Origin of the sequence: Flavobacterium sp. PS2 (assembly GCF_046250155.1) — a bacterium.
Lineage (GTDB): Bacteria > Bacteroidota > Bacteroidia > Flavobacteriales > Flavobacteriaceae > Flavobacterium.
This window is the reverse complement of the sequence record NZ_CP176426.1, coordinates 596,465-621,624: the sequence shown is the minus strand read 5'-3', so window position 1 is coordinate 621,624 and position 25,160 is coordinate 596,465. Positions and strand designations below refer to the sequence as shown.

Annotated in this window: 18 protein-coding genes; 5 read left to right on the top strand and 13 right to left on the bottom strand. The window is 32.7% G+C overall.

The window, feature by feature from the left end; translation table 11 throughout:
* Nucleotides 1-2: 2 nt before the first annotated feature.
* The 6 genes from ACJ6WR_RS02585 to gcvT form a co-directional block, all read right to left on the bottom strand.
* Nucleotides 3-1,298 carry a hypothetical protein gene (locus ACJ6WR_RS02585; protein WP_039115050.1) on the bottom strand — a complete coding sequence of 432 codons (1,296 nt, stop codon included), beginning with the start codon at nucleotides 1,296-1,298 and terminating at the stop codon, nucleotides 3-5.
* 4 nt (nucleotides 1,299-1,302) lie between these two features.
* A complete protein-coding gene (locus tag ACJ6WR_RS02580) occupies nucleotides 1,303-3,378 on the bottom strand; it encodes a fibronectin type III domain-containing protein (protein WP_409416974.1) in 2,076 nt (691 codons plus the stop codon).
* 1 nt (nucleotide 3,379) lies between these two features.
* Complete coding sequence (locus ACJ6WR_RS02575) at nucleotides 3,380-8,044, bottom strand: hypothetical protein (protein WP_409416973.1); 4,665 nt, start codon at nucleotides 8,042-8,044, stop codon at nucleotides 3,380-3,382.
* A gap of 488 nt (nucleotides 8,045-8,532) precedes the next feature.
* A complete protein-coding gene (locus tag ACJ6WR_RS02570) occupies nucleotides 8,533-9,246 on the bottom strand; it encodes a YebC/PmpR family DNA-binding transcriptional regulator (RefSeq protein WP_409416972.1) in 714 nt (237 codons plus the stop codon).
* A 222-nt stretch (nucleotides 9,247-9,468) separates the two neighbouring features.
* Nucleotides 9,469-11,499, bottom strand: a complete 2,031-nt coding sequence (locus tag ACJ6WR_RS02565; RefSeq protein ID WP_323489197.1) for a S41 family peptidase — start codon at nucleotides 11,497-11,499, stop codon at nucleotides 9,469-9,471.
* Nucleotides 11,500-11,588: 89 nt separating this feature from the next.
* Nucleotides 11,589-12,671: a glycine cleavage system aminomethyltransferase GcvT gene (gene gcvT / locus ACJ6WR_RS02560; RefSeq protein WP_039119580.1), complete on the bottom strand. Its 1,083-nt coding sequence runs from the start codon at nucleotides 12,669-12,671 to the stop codon at nucleotides 11,589-11,591.
* A 233-nt stretch (nucleotides 12,672-12,904) separates the two neighbouring features.
* Between gcvT and ACJ6WR_RS02555 the strand changes: the two genes are divergently transcribed.
* From ACJ6WR_RS02555 to ACJ6WR_RS02545, 3 genes are all read left to right on the top strand, one after another.
* Nucleotides 12,905-13,750 carry an NAD(P)H-hydrate dehydratase gene (locus ACJ6WR_RS02555; protein ID WP_323489198.1) on the top strand — a complete coding sequence of 282 codons (846 nt, stop codon included), beginning with the start codon at nucleotides 12,905-12,907 and terminating at the stop codon, nucleotides 13,748-13,750.
* Nucleotides 13,751-14,302: 552 nt separating this feature from the next.
* Nucleotides 14,303-15,085, top strand: a complete 783-nt coding sequence (locus tag ACJ6WR_RS02550; protein ID WP_039119584.1) for a HipA family kinase — start codon at nucleotides 14,303-14,305, stop codon at nucleotides 15,083-15,085.
* The gene (locus tag ACJ6WR_RS02545) at nucleotides 15,075-15,458 is read left to right on the top strand and encodes a DUF3037 domain-containing protein (RefSeq protein ID WP_086896408.1); all 384 of its coding nucleotides are present in this window, start codon (nucleotides 15,075-15,077) and stop codon (nucleotides 15,456-15,458) included. The genes ACJ6WR_RS02550 and ACJ6WR_RS02545 overlap by 11 nt, the downstream gene beginning before the upstream one ends.
* Before the next feature lie 309 nt (nucleotides 15,459-15,767).
* On the opposite strand, the gene ACJ6WR_RS02540 is transcribed toward ACJ6WR_RS02545, so the two are convergent.
* Nucleotides 15,768-16,877: a polysaccharide lyase family 1 protein gene (locus ACJ6WR_RS02540; protein ID WP_409416971.1), complete on the bottom strand. Its 1,110-nt coding sequence runs from the start codon at nucleotides 16,875-16,877 to the stop codon at nucleotides 15,768-15,770.
* 164 nt (nucleotides 16,878-17,041) lie between these two features.
* Between ACJ6WR_RS02540 and ACJ6WR_RS02535 the strand changes: the two genes are divergently transcribed.
* A complete protein-coding gene (locus tag ACJ6WR_RS02535) occupies nucleotides 17,042-17,626 on the top strand; it encodes a Crp/Fnr family transcriptional regulator (protein ID WP_323489202.1) in 585 nt (194 codons plus the stop codon).
* 393 nt (nucleotides 17,627-18,019) lie between these two features.
* On the opposite strand, the gene ACJ6WR_RS02530 is transcribed toward ACJ6WR_RS02535, so the two are convergent.
* From ACJ6WR_RS02530 to ACJ6WR_RS02510, 5 genes are all read right to left on the bottom strand, one after another.
* Nucleotides 18,020-18,568: a HutD family protein gene (locus tag ACJ6WR_RS02530; protein ID WP_409416970.1), complete on the bottom strand. Its 549-nt coding sequence runs from the start codon at nucleotides 18,566-18,568 to the stop codon at nucleotides 18,020-18,022.
* 261 nt (nucleotides 18,569-18,829) lie between these two features.
* On the bottom strand, nucleotides 18,830-19,336 hold the full coding sequence (locus tag ACJ6WR_RS02525; protein WP_409416969.1) for a GNAT family N-acetyltransferase: 507 nt from the start codon (nucleotides 19,334-19,336) through the stop codon (nucleotides 18,830-18,832).
* A gap of 115 nt (nucleotides 19,337-19,451) precedes the next feature.
* A complete protein-coding gene (locus tag ACJ6WR_RS02520; RefSeq protein ID WP_409416968.1) occupies nucleotides 19,452-20,459 on the bottom strand; it encodes a hypothetical protein in 1,008 nt (335 codons plus the stop codon).
* 76 nt (nucleotides 20,460-20,535) lie between these two features.
* On the bottom strand, nucleotides 20,536-21,363 hold the full coding sequence (locus ACJ6WR_RS02515; RefSeq protein ID WP_409416967.1) for a hypothetical protein: 828 nt from the start codon (nucleotides 21,361-21,363) through the stop codon (nucleotides 20,536-20,538).
* Nucleotides 21,364-21,493: 130 nt separating this feature from the next.
* Nucleotides 21,494-22,543 carry a serine hydrolase domain-containing protein gene (locus ACJ6WR_RS02510; RefSeq protein ID WP_409416966.1) on the bottom strand — a complete coding sequence of 350 codons (1,050 nt, stop codon included), beginning with the start codon at nucleotides 22,541-22,543 and terminating at the stop codon, nucleotides 21,494-21,496.
* Between the two features lie 283 nt (nucleotides 22,544-22,826).
* Between ACJ6WR_RS02510 and ACJ6WR_RS02505 the strand changes: the two genes are divergently transcribed.
* Nucleotides 22,827-23,744: a hypothetical protein gene (locus ACJ6WR_RS02505; RefSeq protein WP_409416965.1), complete on the top strand. Its 918-nt coding sequence runs from the start codon at nucleotides 22,827-22,829 to the stop codon at nucleotides 23,742-23,744.
* Between the two features lie 102 nt (nucleotides 23,745-23,846).
* Here the strand turns inward: ACJ6WR_RS02505 and thrC are convergent, their stop codons facing one another.
* Nucleotides 23,847-25,136 carry a threonine synthase gene (thrC, locus tag ACJ6WR_RS02500; protein ID WP_409416964.1) on the bottom strand — a complete coding sequence of 430 codons (1,290 nt, stop codon included), beginning with the start codon at nucleotides 25,134-25,136 and terminating at the stop codon, nucleotides 23,847-23,849.
* Nucleotides 25,137-25,160: the final 24 nt, after the last annotated feature.

The window sequence follows — 25,160 nt, the reverse complement described above, 5'->3', positions numbered from 1 at the left end:
TTTTAAGTTTTTTCAATACAACCTTTTGCATCGGTAACCATAATATTATATTCTTTTGCTTCTAATCCAGTGATATAATATTTCCCATTTTGTAATGTAGGAGCGGGAGAAATTTCGACTCCATCTTTATAAAAATGATAAGGTTCCGCACCACTCAGTACTTTTATTTCTATTATACCATCACTACCTCCGTGGCAAGAAGGTTTTATGTAATCGGTTATTTCAAACTTCATTTTGGCTGGATCGGTATAGAGAAAATCACTAGGTGTTATCATTAGTCCTTTTGGAGTTGGTCCCATAAAAGCTAAATATTTTACTGTATACTTAGCTCCACTCTCTAATCCTACAACATTATTATATGTAAATTGTGATGGATTTCCAATGTCAAAAGAAATAATAGATGGGATTTGATTTGGTGTTAGTTGTCCATCTATTTTAGTAATTTGGAATTCGGTTAGTCTTTCATTTTGATATAAACCTCTATCAAAAGTCACTATTACATTTACTGGTTCTCCATTGCATGTTGCTCCAGATGGAGTAATACTTGTTATTATTGGAGCACAAGGGGAATATTTTATTTTTAATGAATTACTAAAAGCTCTGTTTTGGCTGTATCCTAACCTAAAATAAAGGTCTTTATTGTAGTATTTTTCATGATCCTTTCCTAAGAGTTCGTAAATAGTAGATCTTAAGAGTTTGTTATTGTTATAACTTGTAGGTACATCAATCCAGGTAAGTTGATTATCTAATGAATATTGCCAATGATAGACTTCGTTAGGAAAACCAGAAGTATTACTTGGTACTAACTCGGTTGGAAAGGCTGCTAATTCCAGTTGAGTTCCAGCACATATTTCGTTTGGGCTGGTATTGTCTTGATTTTTAATAGTTGCATTAGCTACAAAACCATCAATTGCAAATCTTTGGTAGTATTTACAATCCCATACGGTAGTAGCTCCGGCTTTAATTAATTCAGGAAGGGTAAAAGTTTGTTGTTTTATTTTGGCATCACAACTTGTTGATGAAGTACAATCATATGCTATGATTTCAAAATTAAACATGGTTGGATTTGCTTTTAAAGTATATTGGCGACTATAGAAATTTTCAGGATATAGCGAATTATTTTCCTGTTTTGTTATATTTTCTATGGGAACAGTAGGAGTAAGAATCTGTAATTTCCATCCATGCCATCCATCAGTACATCCAGTAAGTTGCTTAGTATATGAATAATAAAATGTATAGGTTTGTCCGTATCCTTTTGATGCGGTAATAATAAAAAGTAAAATAAATAATTTTTTCATGCTCTTAAAACTTTACAGTATAAAAAACCATTTTAGACATTCTTCCGTCTTTAAATTGTGCTCTTATTCCGTATTTGTATGTGGTATTTATTGTAAGTGTAGGATCAGATAATTTTCGTGATTCTCCTTTTAGGATTTGTATCAATTGTAGCGGTTCTTGATTTGTAGCTTTGTAAATTTCAAAACTATCAACATCACTTTCTTTATAATCCCAAGATAAATCTATGCTTTTTGTAGCTGTATTTGCTTGAGCATAAAATCCTTTTACAGCTGGTTTAACGGTATATTTTGGTATAAATAATGCAATTTCTGGTGTAGGGTTTGATACTAGGCCACTTTCATCTTTAGCGAAAATGGCATATCTGTAAGTTGAGCCCTCGTTTGTTTTTTTATCTTGAAAGGATTCTAGTTTTGTTACATCGTTTAAAATCAGTTCCCATTTTTCTTGTTCATTTTCTTTACGATATAATTGGTGAGAAGCCACATCTTCACTTTGGCTATTAACCCATTCTAGAAAAACGGCGCCATCTTTTATTTCATATTTAGTAAATACAGGTGAGGTAGGAGGGATTACGTCTGGTTTTTTAATAATTAATGTTTCCGAAAATGGGGACATATTATAATGATAATCAACAGCAATTACTCTATAATATACTTTGCTGTTCAAACTCTTGATAATCACTTTATCTTCGTAAGTATTAGGCTCACTTGGGCTCACTGTTAACTGACTAAATTCTTCCTCAGCAGTATTACCTCTATAAATACGATACCCCATTAGATCTTTTTCTTTATTAGGAGCCCATGTGATTTTAACGATACCCAGACTATCAATTACACCTTTTAAGCCAATAGGTTTAGATGGTGGAATTGAATCTACAGGTTGTACTAGCATAGGAAATGAAGTTCTGCTATTTCCTTGTTTTCCAATTGCTGTAATAGTGAAATAATTTGTAGATAAAAGTTTATTATAGGTTACTGAACGGTTTTTTGCAGGGATGTTTTTTAATACTGTAGTATATTTTTCATCATCTTTATCCGAACGATTTAGTTCAAACCCTGAAATCTCTTCATTTCCTTCTTCTGGGAACTCCCAAGACAGAGTAACTGTAGTATCATCTTTGAAGTCTTTAACAGTAAGATGAGGTACAAATTTTAATAGAGATTTACCTTTTCCAGTAATAATTTCAGAATATGGACCTAATTCTCCAAACGAGGATATTCCTTGAATTCTGTAGCTGTATGGTTTATTATTGGCAATAGAATCTACATAAAAAATGCGATTATTATTTGTGTTCTCTTGATTTAAACTTGTGTATGGCTTATCTGTAATTCTTTCATAAGTTTTTTTATCTGTAGAACGTTCCACATAATAACTACCGTATGCATGAGATAGGATTTTAAAGTTCCAACTTAACATTGTACTGTTATCACTAAAGTGCGCAGTAAAATCCATTGGTTTTGGTAGAGATTCATATTCTTTTAGCCCTACAAAAATACCTCCATAATCAATGCTCATTTCAGTTTCGGGTATGTTTGATGATATTCTGTATGCGTATTTTTCGTTTTCTTTGGCTGTTTTGTCTTCAAATCCTAAACCAGCTTTTTTTGCAATCTCAAAATCTTTATCGGCAGTGAATAATGCAAACGTAAATCTTTGTTCTGTTTCTTCGGCAAGATTAATGATGTTCTCCATTTTATCGGTTCCAGAAACTGCAAAATCTTCTCCATAGATAGCCTGAGCAATAATCGCTGCATTATCATTATCCTGAATTAACTTTTCCCAGTTTTCTAGTGGTTCTGGTTTCATAATTTGAGATAAAACCACTCTTTCAGGGTTAGATAATGTTTTGTTATCTCTTGTAACAGTATATCTTTCTATTAGGTATCCATAAGTGTTTAGTTTTTTCCAAGCAATAGGATTTGTCACCGCCCAACGTAATAAAATCCTGTCTTTTTGTACTCTTGCTATAACTTGAATTCCAGGTTTTTTTTCAATCGATGCTATTTCTTCTTTTTTATTTTGAGCAAAAACATTACTAATTATTATAAAAAAAAGTATAATTAAAATTTTAAACTTCATGCTAATTTGATTTATTGAATGTAAAAATTGAACTAGAGCCTAATTGCCCTCCTGGTAGTGTATAATTCAATTTAATGTTATATGAACCTTGTTTTATGTACGGGAATTTACCGTTAATGATATAGTCGTATTTGTTAATCATTGCTTGATTTCTGGTATTTACAAAGTAGTTGACTATTTTATAACGTACATCTAGAAAATCATTTTTATAATAAAATGGTTGATTATATCGGAAAGGCAAATATTCTTTCAGCATAAAACTATTAGGATTATTTATGATGTAATCCTGATACCATGCCAAGGTTTCAACTCCTTTAGTAGGAGGGATTCCCAATATTTTGGTATCTCTATCGAAAGTTATGATTCCTTCTAACGGATATCCTTTATAGACCAAAGGATAGATTTCGTTTTTGTAATAACTATCATCTAGTATTGCTTCAACGTTTATCAATGGCACATTTAGTGTTTTTTCATTACCAATTATTTCTATTTCATCAAATGGTTCTGTTGAATTATTAAGAGATTGTAATGCATGGATATCTGAATAAATGATTTCTACCAATGTTTGTTTAGGCTTTTTTGCTGCCATTTTTTCTTGGAAAGTATTGTATTGGCTTGTATTAAAATTATATTGTAAAAGTTCAATACCTTGCCCACCTGTAATAGTTTCTGTTAATTTATTGCTTTTAACTTCTAAGCTAGAATCTGATCCTAAATCCTGTTTATCAAAACTTTCGGTCATATTTCCATTTGCATCTGTTTTTGTTTCTAGTGTCATTAATGAAACATTATATTGTTTTGATGTTTGTAAAGAGGGTAAATCGACGACAACTTTTTTAAGAGAACTGTTGTAACTTATAGATCCAGATCCAAGAGCTATTTTATTTCCTGTTTTATAAAATGCTTTTTGCGATTGACCAGTTTTTAAATCAAATAAATAGGGTTGACCTTGTTTTAAGACAACATAAGCTTGCTTCGTTTCATTTTGGTACACATATTTCTGATCAATTACAGGATAACAATACGCTATATTATTTACAGGGATATTATTTGGAGCAACACCAGTTGTAAAATTTCTTGTTTCGGTCTCGGTTGCTATTTGCCCATTTTCATATATCGTTTTCCAAGTTCCATTTACATTTTCTTGGAAACTTACTTTTGCTGTTATACTTAAACTCGAATTTTGTGGTAATATATCAAAAGCAGTAAATGTTAATAAATCTTTGGTTTTATTCCAAGCTAATTCCCCTACAATAGGAACACCATCTTTTTTAACGGTACATTCTTCAAGTTTTAACATGTAAGTTTTTACTCCTCCATCATCTTCAATAGTAAAGTTTTTATCTATAGGCATATTAAATCCGACTTGAGGAATGGTAAAAACATCTACATCTTTTGTTCCTTCGGCAGGAGTTATGTCTGCGATTGTCTTAAGACCTCCTAATGGACTATCTGTAATGAATTCACATTGCTTACCAAATTCTAATTTAAATCGGAAGCTACCTTTTACCGCTCCACCTAATAAATTAAAATAACCTCCTAAATATCCTCTTATCCATACAGGATTAGGTAATTTTGCTTGTAAAAGAACAGCTCCACCACCTTTTATGATTGATATTTTCTTTCTAATCATGAATAATTTAATCTTCAAACCTAGTTCGCCCTGCAAATAAGCATAGGATTGTCCATTGGCATACCAACCATTTATACCAATTTGCCCTGAACCTTTACATGCAGCTTCGCCATAATCTTTTACCATTATATCGAATCCAAATCCTGCTTGAAAATTTGCATAGAATATAAGGAAGGTTAGGTCACCAGTTTTTAGACTAAAATCTGACCCAAAGGCAAAACCTTTTCCTGACGAAATGCTATTTTCGTCTCGCATATAATCTAATTTTGCAACTTCCAACCCTAAAATTTGTGCTACTATAGCAGGTGGTGGTGGACTTGCAGGAATGTCGTCTCCTAACATGAAGTAACCTCCAGCTTCTACTTCTATAGGTCCAATTGCTAGTTTTATTCCTAAACGATCAGTAGGAGTCCCCATGCGTATATACCATTTGTCTGGTCCAAAATGTAATACTGCCCAACCAGCCCTATTACCCGAAGCACGACCTTTTATAAAACCTCCAGGCGTATCTATATATAAATCGAATGTACCATGCAAGGTCTTTGCTCTAAAGTCATATTCTATGGCTGCAAATGCATTGATACCCATAGATTGTTTTACCGTATTAGGATATAGCTGTTCAGCAGCTTTAGATAAGTTTGAGGTTTTTAGAGCCTCTAATGCAACTTTAGATAATAATGATTCGTTTTCGGCAACGGCTTTTAAAGCACCTGTTAACTCTTCTGCTCCAGGTATTTCAAAAGGTTGCATTACGTGACCTTCTCCATAAATACTAATTCTATTTATACCAGAGTTACTATTAAAAGCAATTTCAAAACCAGCACCACCCCAAAAAGCATCGGCGGTTGCAGTTCCTGCAAATTTTATCATCGCTTTAACTCCAAGACTAGAATCGATATCTGGAACATAATTAGAACCCGATGCTACAAATGAAGAACTAAAGCCGTCCTTTCTCATCTTATAATAGGCGCCTCCACCAAAACCTTTGAAAGTGATTGCTCCTGCAGGTATATTAAGGTTATCTACCATAGCGTCTACATACCAATATCTAAATGTAGTAGAACCAAAAATAGCATTTGCCTCTACAGCTATTCCGCCAGTAAAATCAGCTCCTACCATTCCTTTAAAGCCATTGCCATAAACAGGGTCGTTATCCATTATGGTAATACTTCCTTTAAATTTCACTCCTCCTAAATCGGCAGAAACCTTAATCTCTTCAAATTTTAAATGATCAAATTTCCATTTTTGAATGCCTTCATTTTTTGCAAATTTTCCAACAACATAAAATTTTGTTTGTCCTTTAAATTGATCTTTCATCAAGTTAACGGCCAAATCTATTTTTAAACTCGCCGATTCGTCATCTGCAATTAAGGCAATTTCATTTATTGTTATAGGGAAATTACTAACTTTTGCATCATCTTCAGCAGCATTCTTATACCCAAAATAATCTGCTTTTATATAAGGAACTACAGTTTGTAATTGTAAATTCTGAAATGTAACTCCTTTAAAATTTACTGTTTCTTTTGTATCGTTTTCAGACTCGGGAGTGTTACTTCCTTTTATAGCTAAGCTTCCATAAAGAACAGCTTTGGGCAGGAAAACACCTTCTTTTACTTTTAGTTCTACATACGAGTTTTTTTCTATTTTTGCATTTGCCTTAAATAATTGAAAACAAATATCACTTTTTACTTCTGCTTTTAAAAGATATTCATTATCTATAGGATTAATGATTGCTTTATAGCCAAGTTCGCTCCTTACACCTGGCTTGCATTGCTTGGATGGGTCAGTAACTGGTAAAACGATGTCTCCATCAAACGAGGCATATGTTAATGAATTTGCTCTAAACCCTAATTCAATATGATTAACGGAAAATTGCCAGCCTGAAGCACTTCCTTTACCTAAATCCAAAACATTTTCGGCAGAGAAATTCCCCGAAACACCCATTCGGTCAATTAATAAATCAGTAGCTTTAAAAACAATTCGCTGATTTGTTTCTTTATTCTTAAACTGTGCAGGTAAAACTACTTTTAAGGATTTTACATATAAACCCCTCCATAAATTTTCATTACCAGGAACTAGATAGTCTTTTTCATAATCCTTTGGCCAAACTACATCACTAGAATTTCGAATATCACTAAAATCGATTACCGCTTTGTTTAATTCAAAGGAGGTACCTTTATAACTAGTCAACTGAAAACTTGGTAAAGAGATTTCTACCAAAATATCATTCCAGTTAGATACTATTGTTTTAAATTTTGCTTCCACTCTTTGTGGAGATGCTATAACATTGTAATTAGCATCAACAGGTTCTAGCAATGTTCTCGAGAAAACTACATCCGCAGTTATTCCTAATTCTTTAAATCCATTACAATCTATAGTTACGTATGTTTTATTCTCGACTTGCCCAGTGGCCATAGTCATGCCACCTTTTAAAATCAATAATAAATTCTCACCATTAATTTTTATTGGAACATCACCAAGTAAAACCAAATTAGTATCACCTACTAATCCCCCTTTATGAGAGAGTTTAATGTTATTAGCTCCAAAAAAGAGCTCTTTAGGATTACCAGATGCATCATGCTGAGGGAGGATTATTTTTACAAATGCAGTTAACTCAGTATATTCGGGAGTGAATTTTGCATTACTAACGCCTAAAATATATTGTATACCACCAATTGTCTTTTTAATACCCAAAGGTAGCATTGACAAACTTTTAGGTTCTAATAGATCAGTTAAATTACTGTTTTTATCAATTTCTTTAAAAACTCCAATTGCCTTATTCAAATCCTCATTAGTTGGATCAGCAATTGGATAGTTTTCTTTTATAAAAGTATTGGTAAATTCACTTTGTGAAGCTGGAGAAAAAAGAGATAAAGTGTTTGTTTCTTTTTTGGAAAGTATATTTATAATCGGATTGTTCTTTTTTAGATTACTAATCGTATCTCGATTTGTATTTGAAAAACAATTAATACTTATGATAAATAAAACGAAACTTAATAAGAAAGAGGATAACCTAGGAGTAGTTTTTTTCAATGTTTTGTAGGTTTGATTTGGTATTAGGCATTAAATTAACGAATTAACTTAGCTTATTGTAGTGATTTAATGGCGGCCAAATATAAATAATTTTTAATAGGAAAAAAATGGTTTACAAAAAGTTATAATAACTTTCTTAACCGTTAAATTATATGGCAATGGAATTGTTTTATAGGTTGTTGATTTTACATTGTTTATTTTGATAAATACTCGAAAGCAAATTAGTTTTATTTGTTTCGGAGTATTATAAATTAGGTTTAGCAAAATGTATTCTTCAATACTTTGTTTTAAATTATTAGATTTTTTCTTGTGTATAAGAATAGCACGAAAGTAGCAGACTTTTGATGGATGCACAATACCCAGTTTTAGTGATATTCTAATAAAAATGAGGTAAAGAAATAGTATTAAAAATTGTAATAATATTTCTTCTTTAAAACAAAAAAACTCCAGATTTCTCTGGAGTTTAGTATATAGTATAAAAGTAAAAATTACTCTTCTTTCATCGTATGATATACGTTCATAACGTCATCATCTTCTTCGATCTTTTCGATAAGTTTTTCTACATCAGCAATTTGAACTTCAGTAAGTTCTTTCGTTATTTGTGGGATACGTTCAAAACCAGAAGACAAGATTTCAAGACCTCTATTTTCTAGTTCTTTTTGGATAGTTCCAAAACTTCCAAAAGGAGCATAGATTAAAATTCCGTCTTCATCTTCAAAAACCTCTTCAGCACCAAAATCGATTAATTCTAGTTCTAATTCCTCAGGATCAAGATTACCTTTAGGGATTCGGAAATTACAAGTATGGTCAAACATAAATTCAACCGAACCTTGTGTTCCCATAGTTCCGTTACATTTGTTAAAGTAACTACGAATATTGGCTACAGTACGATTATTGTTATCAGATGCAGTTTCTATTAATATTGCAATTCCGTGAGGAGCATAACCTTCAAATAAAATTTCTTTATAGTTGGCAGTATCTTTATTGCTGGCATTTTTTATAGCGCGCTCAACGTTGTCTTTAGGCATGTTGGCTGCTTTGGCATTTTGTATAACCGCTCTTAGTCTAGAGTTGGCATCCGGATTAGGACCACCTTCTTTAACGGCCATTACGATATCTTTACCAATACGGGTAAATGTTTTGGCCATTGCCGACCAACGTTTCATTTTTCTACCTTTTCTAAATTCAAACGCTCTTCCCATTGCTAATTTTTTATTTTGAGTTGCAAAAATACAGTTATTAGTTATTTTACAAAAACAAACACTATGTTTTTTTTGGTGAAATGTAAACTGGTGGCAGTAAAATGTAAATTGAGAATATATACTACATTGGAAGTAGTCAATAATCTCAGTATTCAGTTTTAAACTGGTATCAAATACTGAGACTAAACACTGCCACTGAATACTGTAAACGGAGACCGAATACTAATTAGCTGCATTAAAATCATTAATAATATTTACAGCCTCATTTAAGTACGGATTAGTTTTAAGATTATTAATTTGATATTGATTCATGACTTTTTCGGTAGGATAAATACCTAGCAGAAATTGGTTAACGGTCGAGTTATAAATCTCAAGTGGACTATTCTTGCTATTAAAAGCGTTTATTTCTTCCCACAAAATACTTCTTGATTTTTTCTGATTAAAAACAGCATCCAAAGTCATCGGAATTTCAGTTTGAGGGATATTAATAAGCTGGTCTATTTTTTGATTTATCTGGATAATGTTATTAAAATAATCACTTGCAGCAACCCTAATACTACTATCATCTGCTAAGCTATTTATAAGACTTCTTTTTACATAAGGTCTAAATTTTAAAACAGGAACAATACTATCGTTTTTAATTGCCGTGGGGAAATTTTTCTCCTTCTGGATAATGTTTTCGTAAAACTCAGGAAGAACCACATCGGGAGTTATACCTATATATTGATGACTCTTTCCTGTTATTCTGTAAAATTTATTGATAGTTATTTTCAGGAAGTCGGTGTTTTTTTTCTCATCCAGAGATTGTATAGTTTGCATTGTAGCTTTTCCTAGCGTAGTACTACCCAATAATAAAGCCCGGTTGTAATCCTGCATAATTGCAGCAAAGAACTCACTAGCCGAAGCCGTGTTGCCATTTACCAATACCACAACAATACCTTTATAAAGCATACCTTTATAAGGATCATTTATAACCGATTGCTCCTTTTTATTATCAACCACAATCGAGATAGGGCCGCTATCTATAAACATTCCGGCTAGTTTTATGGCTTCTTCCATAGAGCCACCACCATTATCTATTAAATCGATAACCAGACCTTTAATATTATCTTTTTGTAGTTTAATAATTTCTTTAGCAGTATCATCTGCACAACCTTTTCCGCTATTTCCTTCTAAATCGGCATAAAAACTAGGGATTTTTATATAACCAATTTTACTTTCTTTACCAATTATAAAGCTAAAAACAGAGTTCTCCTCATCCTTCATAATTTGTTTCTCTATGCTCACTTCAAAACTTTTTCCAGAATTCCTTTTAAGAGTAAGAATGATAGTTTTATTCAGCTCAGATAATATCATGGTCGAAATAGATTCAAGTGTGGCACACGAAACCTTTAAAGTTTCTTTTTGGTTAGAGATAGAGATAATTTGATCTCCCTTTTTTATCTGACCAGTTTTAAAAGCAGGACCATTAGGGTCTAATTCATCTACAATAATCTCATTTTTTTCATTCAAATTCACATTTAAACCCAGAGATAAATGCTCTTTGGATAAAGAAGCTACAAAACTAGATTTTGAATCATCGCTAAAATAGGCAGTATGAGGATCAAAATACGTACAGAAATAGTTATATAGTTTTTCTTGAGGATTTTTTCCCGTTTGCAAAAGCGTATTAATTCGGCATATTTCGTTATCAAGAACAGTTTTTTTATGAATCGGTTCAAGAGAAGCGAAATTCGTTTTAAGCGAGTCCAGATTAGAACTTACTTCAGAGATTTCATCCAGAATTTCGTAGCGCATTTTTTTACGCCAAACCTTCTCGATTTCAGTTTCCTTCATATATACAGGAAAAGATTTTTTGTAAAACCGAATCGTATCTTTCGCAGAATAATCAATAGGCAGAGTCAGGATTTTTTCTAAGGCAGCTTTGTTTCTTATAAGACCATTACGATATTTAGTAACAATATCATTCAGGAAACTACAATCTTTATTCAAAATAAGATTGTCAATATTCAAGCGGTATTTTTTGGCAAGCGCCTCGTATTCCGATTTCAGGAATATATTTCGGGAAGGGTCAAGGTCATCGATAAAGTTATCAAAAACAAAAACCGATAGACTATCATCTACCGGTTTTGGCTGAATATGCTCGCTTTGAATAAGCGCATTTATTTTAGTTAATATTTCACATGTAGAGTCACTATTTTGACCAAACAGAGAGAAACCAACAAGCAGAAATACTAATGAAAATTTTTTCATAAATCGGGTATCAACATTTAAACTAAAATTACGCTAATTTTTTTTATAAAAAGAGTATAATCTCACTAAAATATTGATGCCAGAAAGTATTATTTCTTATAGAAAGGTAATTTTACCACTTTCGCAGGAACATCATTTTTTCTAATTCTAATAAAGATATCGCTATCTACAGCACTGTTTGAGATAGTTACGTATCCTAACCCAATACCAATACCCATAGATGGAGACATAGTTCCAGATGTTACCACCCCGATTACATTTCCTGAACCATCAACAATTTCATAATCTTGTCTAGGTACAGCACGTTCCTGCATCTCAAAACCAACAAGTTTTTTAGTAACACCAGCTTCTTTTTGTTTTTTCAGGTTCTCAGAGTTCGTAAAATCTTTAGTAAACTTTGTAATCCAACCCAATCCAGCTTCAAGAGGCGAAGTAGTATCGTTAATATCATTTCCGTATAAACAGAAACCCATTTCTAGACGTAACGTATCACGAGCTGCCAGTCCTATTGGTTTAATACCAAAAGCAGCACCAGCTTCAAATACTTTATTCCAGATAAGTTCAACCTCATCATTTTTGCAATAAATCTCAAAACCACCAGAACCAGTATAACCAGTAGCCGAAATAATTACATTATCGATTCCTGCAAAAGTACCAATCTCAAAATGGTAATAAGGAATAGCCGATAAATCAACCGAAGTCAAACTTTGCATAGCCTCAACAGCTTTAGGCCCTTGTATTGCTAACAAAGAATAATCATCCGATAGGTTTTTCATATCCACACCCAAATCATTGTGCGAAGAAATCCAATTCCAGTCCTTATCAATATTCGAAGCATTTACAACAAGTAAATACTCTTCATCTTTCATTTTATAAATAATCAAATCATCTACAATTCCGCCATCATTATTAGGTAAGCAAGAATATTGAGCTCTACCAATAGTAAGCGTTGATGCATCATTCGAAGTTACTTTCTGAATCAAAGCCAAAGCATTTGGACCAGATAATAAAAATTCTCCCATATGCGAAACGTCAAAAACGCCCACACTAGTACGAACCGTCTCGTGTTCAGCATTTACACCCTCGTATAAAATAGGCATATTATAACCAGCAAAAGGTAGCATTTTCGCTCCCAAACCCTCATGTATGTGCGTTAGCGCAGTATTTTTCATTGTGTGTGTTTATAAAAGTTAATCGCAAATTTATTCAAAAAATGTTGTAAACAAGTACTCAAAATTATAAAAATCGCAAAAATTAGTAGCTGTTTCCTGCTATTCGCTATATCTTTATGTCCGCCGCGGCGGAACATAAAGGATGCCGCTATTATCAGGGCTAGAGCTTATCAGGTAATATTAATGATTTTTGAATCATGGTTTTTTGTAATTTTAATAAAAATACCCATTTCATGAAAATACCCATTCTCATAACCCAAGCCGAGATTCAACAGATTTACAAGCCTATAAATCCCAAAACACACAAAGGAATACAAGGACATGCAGCAATAATTTCAGGAAGTTATGGCAAGATAGGAGCAGCCGTTTTAGCATCCAAAGCCTGTATAAAATCAGGCTGCGGACTCGTAACGACACACATTCCAAAATGTGGCTACGAAATCCTCCAATCTACAATTCCCGAAGTTATGGTGGTAACCACAACACATGAAAAATACATATCCGAAATCATATTCGATATAAAACCACAAGCCATAGGAATAGGCCCAGGAATAGGGCAGGAGCCCAACACACAAAAAGCATTTTTTGAGTTTTTAAAAACAAATAAAACTCCACTAGTTATCGATGCCGATGCACTAAATATCCTATCACAGAATAAAGCATGGTATGATTTGCTACAACCAGATACCATACTAACACCACATCCGAAAGAATTAGAACGCTTAATAGGAAATTGGACTTCAGACAGCGAAAAATTTGAAAAAACCATAGAATTCTCCAAACTATATAAAGTAATCATAGTCATAAAAGGTGCTCCAACACATATAGTAAATGGCGAATCGATTTATCAAAATACCACAGGAAATGCAGCATTGGCAACCGCAGGAAGCGGAGATGTCCTAACCGGAATAATCACAAGTTTACTGGCGCAAGGATATTTACCAATTCAAGCTGCTCAATTAGGAGTTTACATACATGGTTTAACCGCCGATATTGCCTTACCCGAAACAGGATATCAGTCATTTATAGCATCCGATATTATTGCAAATCTTGGGAAAGCATTTTTGACATTAGATTAGTAAGATTTTTAGACTTCTTAGAGGCAAGACTTAAAGAATCAAGATTTTAAGATTTATTGTATGTTACTCAGTTTGTCCTTCTGAGCGTCCCGAAACTTCGGGAGAAGAACCACAATATAATTCCGAAAAGATAAACACACGCAATGCAAAGACGCATCGCAGTGCGTCTCCCGTGATATATTCCACAAACTATGCCTTAAAACCAAACCAGAGAAAAATCCGCTGAATCTGCCAAATCTGCGTGAAATAAAATTAGCGCAACGGTATCGCATCTTTACGGATTCATATTGTGGGAGACGCTGCGGTGCGTCTCTACAGCCATGACGTGAAAAATGTTGACTCAGCATGATAAATCGATAAAAAATCCGCTGAATCCGCGTGAAACAAAATTAGCGCAATGGCCATCTTTACAGAATACATTGCGGGAGACGCACTACGGTGTGCCTCTACAGCCATGACGTGATTAACTTCAGATGTAATCTAAAAATCTAACTAATCTAAGAAGACTAACAAATCTAAATTAGTAAGTTTGTATTCCAGTAAAAGCTGACTATGAAAAACAAACTAGATCTAAGAACGGTAAACGTAACGCGATATATAAGTCCGTTGCGCGAAGGCGGTTCGTTACCCGCTTTAGCCGAAGCAGATGACGATTTTAAATACGTCCTAAAATTTAAAGGAGCAGGACATGGTGTAAAAGCCCTAATTGCCGAATTAATAGGAGGCGAAATTGCCAATGTCTTAAAACTTCAAATCCCCGAATTAGTATTTGCTAATCTCGACGAAGCTTTTGGCAGAAGCGAAGGCGATGAAGAAATTCAGGATTTACTACAAGGAAGTCAAGGACTTAATTTGGCTTTACATTTTTTATCGGGAGCAATTACTTTCGACCCAGTTGTAACAGTAGTTGATCCTAAACTAGCGTCGCAAATTGTATGGTTAGATGCTTTTATTACCAATGTCGATCGTACGTTTAGGAATACCAATATGCTTATATGGCATAAAGAACTATGGTTAATAGATCACGGAGCATGTTTGTATTTTCATCATTCATGGAACAATTGGGAACAACATGCAAAAAGTCCTTTTGCATTAATAAAAGACCATGTATTGTTACCACAGGCATCACTTATAAAAGAAGTCGATTCAGAATATAAAGCAGTTTTAACTCCCGAATTATTACAGGAAATTGTAGCGCTTATTCCAGACGAATGGCTCAATTGGGAAGATACCGATGAAACGCCTGAAGCATTGCGAAATGTATATTTGCAATTTTTGCAAACACGATTAAACCATTCTGAAATTTTTGTAAAAGAAGCCGAAAATGCAAGATAATCACTTATATGAATATGCCGTAATTCGTGTTGTGCCAAGAGTAGAACGTGAAGAATTCCTAAATATAGGTATCATATTATTTTGTAAAAGAGCCAAATTTATAAAAGTATTGTATCATATAAATGATACGAGAATTCAAGCACTTTCAGCCGATTTTGATATCGAACAATTACATTGCAATTTAACCTCGCTAGAAAAAATAGCCAATGGAGCCAAAGACGGCGGACCAATTGGACAAATGGAAATACCGGAACGTTTTCGTTGGTTAACGGCGATTCGTAGTTCGGCAATTCAAACCTCACGACCGCATCCGGGTTTATGTCAGGATTTAGATAAAACGATTCAAAGATTGTTTGAGGAGTTAGTTCTCTAAATTTAAGGGACAAAGGTGCAGAGGTTCAAAGTGACAAAGGTTCAAAGTGACAAAGGTTCAAAGGTACAGAGGTTGAAAAGGTACAGAGGTTGAAAAGGTACAGAGGTTGAAAAAGTAAATAAACCTATAGCTTTTTCTTTGCGACTTAGCGTCTTCACGAGAAAAACTTTTGCGTTCTTTGTGTAAACCTTTGCGAACTTTGCGGTTAAATCCTTAGTTTATATAAAAAAAAGAAACATATAAGTCATATAAGAAAATCTAAATGCTCTTACATAACTTATATGGTTTAAAAAATAATTCAGTTTTTAATTAAAAAGAACCACAAGTATTACCTGTAAATGTAGCACCAGCTCCAGCAGTAACATCAGCTTTAACCGCAGATGCAGCAAGAGTCACAATAGAATATGGTGGCGTAAAAGCAGTATTACTTCCTGCAGTATTTCCAGTTGTACTTGTAAAAATATTTCCAACAGCAGTTACAGCTGTATAGCCAGTCATTAAGTCAATAGGAGTTTTTACACCTTCGAATACGTTGTTTTCTACACGAATATTAGCTTCGAAACCTGCTGCAACACATTTATTGCTAACCGTACTATTAAAGTAGCTATTTATGATATGCACTTGACCAAAACGAACTCTTGGCATTCTTTCCTTACATCCTGGAGCCCACCAACAACGAGCAAAAGTAATTTTCAGATTTCCACGGTCAGCCGTAGCACCATCGCTAGAACCAATTAAGTTAGAGTATCTATGATCGTCAGATCCTCCAGAACCACCAGCTTTAGGAGGTTTTAAGTACCCAAATTTTGTGTAAGAAACAGTAACGTAATTCGACTTGTTTTTTATATCAAGATTACCATCTACACCATCTCTAAACTCACAATGATCTACCCAAACATTTCGGCAGTCATCTATAATAGCATTATCCCAACCATCAGTATCATAAGCACCGGGACCTTCAAAAATTAAATTTCTGATAATAATATTGGTACATCTTTTAATATTAATAATACCAGAATTTGCCTGAGTTTGATCTGTAGAGACCAATTTAGCTCCGCTAGCGCCATAAATTGTTTTGCCAGATTGATCCTGAAATGATAACCTTGTTGTAATTGTAATAGTACCAGTAATCTTTACCACTTTTACAGCACTGTTTTCAATAGCGGCTTTTAGTTGTGCGTAGGTAGTTACAACAGTTTCTGCTGCGCTTCCGCCTCCTGTAGTTCCTCCGTTTTGAGATGCCCATCCAGGAACCTCAGCACAATTACCCACTTTGGCAGTCAGATTTTGACTTGTTGATAAAGTTGTACTTGCATTGCTGTCACCATTTTGTGTAGCAGTAATTTCTTCGTTGTTGCAACTTGCAAAGCCGAAAATCAGAGTTAATAATAACGCTGATAATGTAGATTTAATCTTCATAATAGATATTTTGGGGTTAATTAATACGCCAAAAGTCTTTATAAAATATTTTAAAAAAATTGAACTAGTTCTATCTTTTTTATTAATTTAGTAATCGATTACATTTATTTTTTATTATCTATAAATATATTGTAAATTAAATAGTTATAATGTTTTTGCTAAAAATGAAAAATAACCATATGTATAAACTATTAAGGGATAATATTGAGCGCAAAATTGCCCTTACAGATACTGAATGGGATATAATTATAGAAAAAACAGAATTTATTAAACTGAAGAAAAACGAGTTTCTACAAATTCAGGATTCTAATAGTGTATATGAAGGTTTTATTTTAAAAGGAGCATTTAAAATCTATATCCTAAACGAAAGCGGAAGTGAAAGTGTTCTCTTTTTTGCTTTCGAAAATGACTGGATGTGTGATATTGAAAGTTTCTATCACCAGAAACCAACCAAATACAATATTAAGGCAATAGAAGACAGCGAAATATTGGTAATTAATAAATCGAATAAAACATTATTATTTAAAGAAGTGCCAAAGCTAATTCAGTTTCATATAGCAATGGTAGAAAGAGCCAATATCCTTATACAAAACAGACTTCTTGATGTTTTAAACAAAACATCCAAACAACGATATCTTGAATTTATAAAGACTCATCCAGACAAAACACAGAAAATAAATAACAAAAATTTATCCTCATACCTTGGAGTTTCACATGAGTTTTTATCGAAGATTAAGAGAAATGTTTAGGTTTTTGAGAGGTTCAGAGGCTTTTTTTAGGGTTCAAAGTGGCAAAGGCTCTAAGGTTCGAACGGCATAATGTTAATGATTCTCAAAGCTTTTTTTTCTTTGCGACTTAGCGTCTTAGCGAGATAACATCTTAGCGAACTTCGCGGTTAAATTTTAAAATCTAATATTCCAAAGAGACATTCATTTGAAAAGGCAAGCATTATATGTTCCTTTTTTTGATTTTCAATGACTAATAAATGTTTAGTTCTTTTTTTAGGTTCAAAGTGGCAAAGGCTCTAAGGTTCTAAGGTTTTTTCTTTGCGCCTTTGCAAGATATTATCTTAGCGAACTTAGCGTAAATCTTAGCGGACTTTGCGGTTAAATTTTATGCATAATTAAAGGATTAACTGTGGATTAAAAATCCAATATTCCAAAGAGGCATTCATCAGAAAAATGAAGCATTATATGTTCCTTTTCTTGATTTTCAATGACTAATAAATCATAAGGATTTAGATTATATGGCTTCTCATTAATTTTAATAATTGTTGTATGTAAAGAATATAAAATTATTATTTGGGCATTACAATTCTGGTTGCTATTCGTTATTTTTAGTTTGTGATGGGGAATTTTTTCAGAAACCATCCAATTAAAATCAATACCTTTTGTATAAGAAGTTACTTCATCATCCGAATTAAATTCCATGATTTCATATTTCTCATATACTTTTTTTTCTTTGTTTATCTCAATCTGCAAGCCGTTATCAAGCATAACTAAGTATCGGTAATAACCCTTAAATTTGGTAAACTCCGAAGGCTCTTTTTCTATTGTGGCACTGCTTATCCTGAATATAAAATCCCTATCGGTATAGTTTGCTGTTTTCGGATATATCAGATATTCATATGTCAATCCACCACTCCAAATAGAGGCTGTACAATCTTTTTTAGGCAAAAGGTGTATGTTCATTATTTATTTTTAATAAGAAATCATTATTTTTTTTAGGTTCAAAGGTTTTCTGTAGAGACGCACCGCAGTGCGTCTAAAGGTTCAAAGGTTCAAAGGTTTAAAGGTTTGAAAGGCACAAAGTTACTGATAACCAAAGCTTTTTTTCTTTGCGACTTAGTGTGTTAGCGAGATAACGCTAATATCTTAGCTAACTTCGCGTATCTCTTTGCGACCTTTGCGGTTAATTTTTTCGGGTGACTTATAAACTTTGTGGTTAAACAATTAAACCTTTTTCTCTAATAGAACAAACTCCAAAGGTTCTTCAGCAACAGTAACATGAACATCACTTTCAGGGAAAGGTTCTCTTACGCCCGTATCTACATAACCATTACGTTTGTACCAAGCAACGAGCTCTTCTCTAACAGATATCACTGTCATTATGATTTTAGGTAAACCTAATTCTTTAGCGTGAATTTCGGCCCGATGTAATAGTTTTTTACCAATACCGCTATTTTGTAACTCAGGCGAAACCGTAAGCATTCCTAAATAGAGTTTATCCTCTTTTTCTACTAACAAAACACAACCAATAATCAGGTCATTCTCAGTAAATTTTAAGATAGTATTTTTCGAATCTAGGATAGTTTCACTTAATTCTTCCTCAGTAGTTCTTTTTCCTTCTAATAAATTAGCCTCGGTAGTCCATCCTTTTTTAGATGATTCTCCGCGATAAGCAGAGTTTATTAATGTATTTAATGCTGGAATATCTTGTAATGTTGCTTTTGTAATCATGAGGTTTTTATTCTTGAGATTGGTTTTCAAAGATAAAAAAAAGCTACAAAATTATAGTTGTAGCTTTTAGTTTAATCTTATGGAAATCGGTTATAAATTCAAACAGTTATTGAAATTACTCGTAAGTGTATAGCGTTTTCATAACTAAAGGACGATCAGGCTGCGATGCTCGAGTTGTCGTTTGTTTAGACTCTTTTAAGTATCCATTTGAGTCATACACATATTCATAATCATATCTCAATTCATATTCTGTCACACCTTCAGATACCGCCTTAACTTTCCAATCTAATATATGCATCCAATTATAAATGTAACATCTAAAGATAGGTTCACTAGAATATATACCAGCCTTCGCGTAATCTATGGTAAGTTCGTATGTAATCTCAGTAATTTTATCTTTAACAACATATTCAATTCCATTAGGAGTTTCTTTAGCTGTAGAGTAATTTTTTTCAGTCAAGAGGATATTAACAAATACTTTATTATCAACATAGTTGTATAGATAAGTAGCGGTTTTAGGATTGGTAACAGTTTCGTATGTATAATTACCATCAGGTTCTTGATGTTCAATCTCCTGCTCATAAGTTCCTGTTTCAACTTCTTTTGCAAGACGCCCGATTTCGTCGTAATAGATGTCCATTATTCCTCCATCGTTGCCAGTTGTTTTTGTGATATATCCACCACTATTAATTTCAACAGGATTATTACCATGATAGGCTTTTGTAACTTTATCTGCAGCATCAAACTCATATTTAGAAATTATTCCAATGAATTTGTCTTTGATGTATCTGTCTATTGAATACAATCGACCTTTTGAGTCATATAAATATCTGTTTTCTTTCAACTCATTTTGAACCTCATTCCCAAGTTGATCTTTGGTAACTCTAAAAATTAATTCTTTGACGATACGCTGTTTTGTTGCGGTTGATTTTCCAGTAACTTTTCCAGTAAGGGATTTAGGAACCAATTGTATTGCGGGTTTAAATACTTCTTGATTGGGTAATCTTGGATCTGGTGTTTGGGCAGTTTGAGGTGGAGTAACTATACTACTTTCGTCCTTAGAGCAATTAATAAATAACATTGGTAAAGCGATAAGTAGTATTCCTAAAGTAGTTTTCTTCATTTTTAATATTGGGTTAGTTAATTATAAGTGGTTTCTAAAATAGATAATTTAAGAGAAAAGACAGGTTATTATTATTTTATCTAAGTGAATAAGCTGCTATGGTTTTTTTGAAGAGGGAAGGGACATAGACTATTTTTTTTCCATTGTCGAGCCCTATATCCGCCGAGTAATATTCTTCTTTTCTGGTATCCGAAAGAATTTCTTTTGAGCCATCTTTATTTACATAATAAATAACTCCAGTCCAGCAACTCACAACAAACTCTCCTTTTGCTATTTGCTCAATTCCATCTGTATTTTCATCCATACCGTCTGTCAAAAGGTGCTTGTTCTTTTTATTATCCATTTTGTATAATGAGCCATTGTCTAAAAAATACAAATCATTATCGATGAATTTTAGACCATTTGGTTTGTTTAAGTTTTCTAAATAAACAGTTGCTATATCATTTTCTAATTTGAAAATTTTACCAACTTTTGGATCAGACACATAAACAACTCCTTTTTTATCAACAGTTACATCGTTTAATATTTTGGAATCATTAACGGTTATTTTTTTTAGTATTTTTTGTTGTTTTATATCAATAATTACAATTTCTGTAAGGTCGGCTACAAATAATTTATCTTTGAATTTTGCCATTCCTTTTGGAGCATTTAAGCCTGATATCCAATTTAAATTAATGATTTTACCATCGGTAGTTAATTTTCCTATACTTCCTTTTCCGTCACGTTCAGCTGGTGAACCATCCATTAAAGAGGTATATAATACCCGATCTGTTTTATCATAAAATACCGATTCTGGAATTGGTAAAATACTATCTGTTACCCAAATTCTTTTTAAAGAATGTTGAGCAATACTTGAAAAACTTATTATAAATAGCAATAAAACATAAAAAGCATTTTTTTTCATTTTGATTGGTTTTTGGTTCGTTTTTAGCAATGCTGGTCAATTCGATAAATTAAATAGCTATCGAAACTTCATATAATCTAAATGTTTTTATATTGATAATATCTCACAGTTATTGAATTCTTATGCCTGATTAATTCAGTAACCCACTATTCAACACAATCTTCCTAATTTCAGCTTCAAAATAATAAGCGATATCAAAATTATCAAAGGTTTGATTTTCTAGAACAATGATGCTAGTTTTAGTTTCAGGATAATATAAATTTACCGATGTAAAACCTTGTTCAGGTACAATTCCGGTATGACCAAATTCTTTAATTTTAGCTTCATCGTTTACACGAATGCCATAGCCATATCCAATTTCTTTATCGCCAAAAACAGGATGTTGGTTTGTAATGCTATAAGTGGTCATTCGGGCGTAGGTAGCTTCTTTTAAAAGTTTACCATTATGCAGAAAATCATTCCAAATAGCCAGATCTTTAACTGTGCTAACAAGCCCTGCAGCAGGAACTCGATCTTTAGGAATAATAATACCCTGGATTACTTTGGTTGTATTGTCTTTAAGATATTGACGACCGTTTACAACTTCATCTTGGTTATCTGAGTTAGGAAAAAAACTATCATTCATTTTGTTCACTTTGAACAATTCGTTTACGACAGTTTCATAGGTTTTATTAGTTACCCTTTCGATAATCTGTCCTAGCAAAATATAATTTAAATCGGTATATTTAAATTCAGTTCCAACAGCAAAGGCGGTTGGTTTTTCTAAATCTACAATTCCTGAGGTATGATTTAGTAAATTCTCTACAGTAACAGTACTAGTCCAGGGCTGTTTTAGGTTTGGTAAATATTTTTTTATAGGAGTATTTAAAACAATCTTTCCTTTTTCAACTTCCTGAAGAATTAAAACAGCTGTTATTTGCTTACTATTTGACAAAATAACAAAATGGTCATCTAGTTTTAGAGGTGTTTTTTTTGTAAAATCAGAATAGCCGTAAGCTTTAGAGTATTTGATTTTTCCGTTTTGAGAGATTAGTATAGTCCCATTAAACGGACGTACTGAAGTTGTTTGAATCAAACTATCAATTCTGGTTGTGTAATTGTCTTTGGTTTGAGCAAAAAAACTTTGTTTAAAAGCGAAAAGTAATAATAGAATTAGGAAAAACGTAGGTTTGATTTTCATGAAATTAGAATAGTTTTTTTTGGTTTATAGTTAAAAAAAGCAAAACAAAAATACTATTATATTTGTTAAAATTTTATTTGATAAGGAATAAAATTATCTTAGGTTTTACTTCGTGTTTCATCTGATTTTGGTTTGAGGACTCCGATACAAATCAATTTTTTAATTAATATTTTTCTTTACTTCTTTGTAGATTTAACTAGCGTAGATAATTTTTTAATTGTAAGATTAATGTCTTAATATTGTCACAAAAATTTAAGACTTAATATAATCAATTACCTATTTTATGAAATTTCCAAAACTACTATTTTTTTTACCTCTAATGAGTGTGGTAATAACATCATGCTCCTCTGATGATTCTAAATCTGATCCAGTTGTAGCACCACCAGTTATTGATTTAGCAAATCAAAAACTGATTTCTTTTTCTTATCCTTATGATCCGTATATCGGAATTAGACGTGATGACGAATCCTATGAATATGATAACACAAATAAAATTGTTAAAGTAAAAGAAGGTGGATATGTTTATGGAATTACTTATGTGAGCCCAGATTTAATTGAGGTTAATCAATTAGAAGATAATCTTACTGGTTTTAAAATAATTTCTAAAAGATCAATTCATTTAAAAGCTGGAAGTGTTGAATCAATAATAAATAACGAAATTTTTGTATCTGAAACTAATAGTGAAATTTCTAGTGTTAGTTCAGATTCAACAGTTTTTACATATAAAAATCAATACATTTCTAAAGTTGAATCATATAGAAAAAGCAAATATTATCCTACTTATAGATTAGGTCAACAAGTGGATTTTGAAGAACAGAATGGAAATATTACCAAAGCCGTAATCAAATCAGTTCTGGCAGGAACTAGCTATACGATTAATTATACTTATGATTCTGATGCTTATGTAAAAGGTAGTGATTATACGTATGAAACTCCACTGCTTTATAGCTACTATACGCTTTTTTCTGTACTACATAACAAATTTGGAAAAAAGAGCACTAATAATATTGTAAAAATAGATCATGAGTATACTGATTCAAAGCCATCTCCGAGGTCCTTTAAAACAATGACTCTGAGAAGAATTTTGGATAGTGAAAAAAGATTAAAAGAAATTGTAGTATCAGGAACTACTTTTGATGATCTTAAGAATTATGTAGGTTTAGATTTTAAAGATGCTAAAGGTACTTTTACTTATAAATAATTGTAGAAAATAGATTGTTTTCCTAAAAGAAAACCACAAATTGTACTAGTCATTTTTAGTGTAATTTGTGGTTTTTTTTTAGGTTTTATAATCAGAAGTGTATTACCCTAAAAATGATTTCAATTCCTCATAAGTAGCAATCTTTACACTTACTTTTTCCTCATTAATAACACTCTCAATTTGAGTAGGAATAGGAAGTGTAATCCCCAAAGCAGGTTCAACAACATCAAGAAATTTAATAGGATGAGCAGTTTCTAAGAAAATCCCAATTGCATTGTCATGCTTTTGTAATTCTTTTTTCAAACCAAGGTAGCCAACTGCACCGTGTGGTTCAGCAATATAACCGTTAGCTTTATAAATCTGTTTCATTGCTTCCAGTGTTTCTTCATCAGTATAACTATAAGAAGAAAAGTCTTTTTCGAACGCTTTTAAATCATTTTGGTACATTTCCTGAATACGGATAAAGTTACTTGGATTCCCAACATCCATTGCATTTGAGATAGTAGCTTTAGATGGTTTTGGATCGTAATTTCCGTTTTCTAAGAACCTTGGTACAGTATCGTTTACGTTTGTAGAGGCCACAAAATGTTCAATTGGTAAACCTAATTTCTTAGCTATTATTCCGGCGCAAATATTTCCGAAATTTCCGCTTGGGCAAGAGAAAATTAACGGTTTGTTTTGTTTTTTTAACGCTTTATAAGCAAAAAAGAAATAGAACATTTGCGGTAACCAACGCGCAATATTGATAGAATTTGCTGAGGTAAGGTTTTTATGTTTTAGAGTTTCATCTAGAAAGGCTTTTTTTACCATATCCTGACAATCATCAAAAACACCATCTACTTCTAGAGCTTTGATATTTTGTCCTAAAGTTGTCAGTTGCTTTTCCTGAATATCGCTTACTTTTCCTGATGGATATAAAATCACAACTTCTACACCCGCAACACCAAGAAATCCGCTTGCAACTGCTCCACCAGTATCACCTGATGTAGCCACAAGAACCGTGTTTTTACTTTCTGCTTTATCTTTGTTAAAATAGGCCAGACAGCGTGACATAAATCGCGCTCCAACATCTTTAAAAGCCATTGTAGGTCCGTGAAATAATTCAAGCGAATAAATTCCTTTTTCTACCTCAACAACTGGGAAATCAAAGCATAACGTTTCGGCAATAATTTCTTTTAAAGTCTGCTCAGGAATTTCATCTCCAACAAATTGTTTGATGGCTTCAAAAGCAATTTCTTCGTTACTCAGATTTTCGATTGCATCAAAAAAAGAAGAATTTAATGGTGTGATAGTTTCTGGAAAATATAATCCTTTATCACTTGCTAATCCTTGTATTACAGCTTCCTGAAAAGAAACCTTTGGGGTATTATGGTTTAAACTATAGTATTTCATTTTTTTATTGCTTTGCGCAGTAAG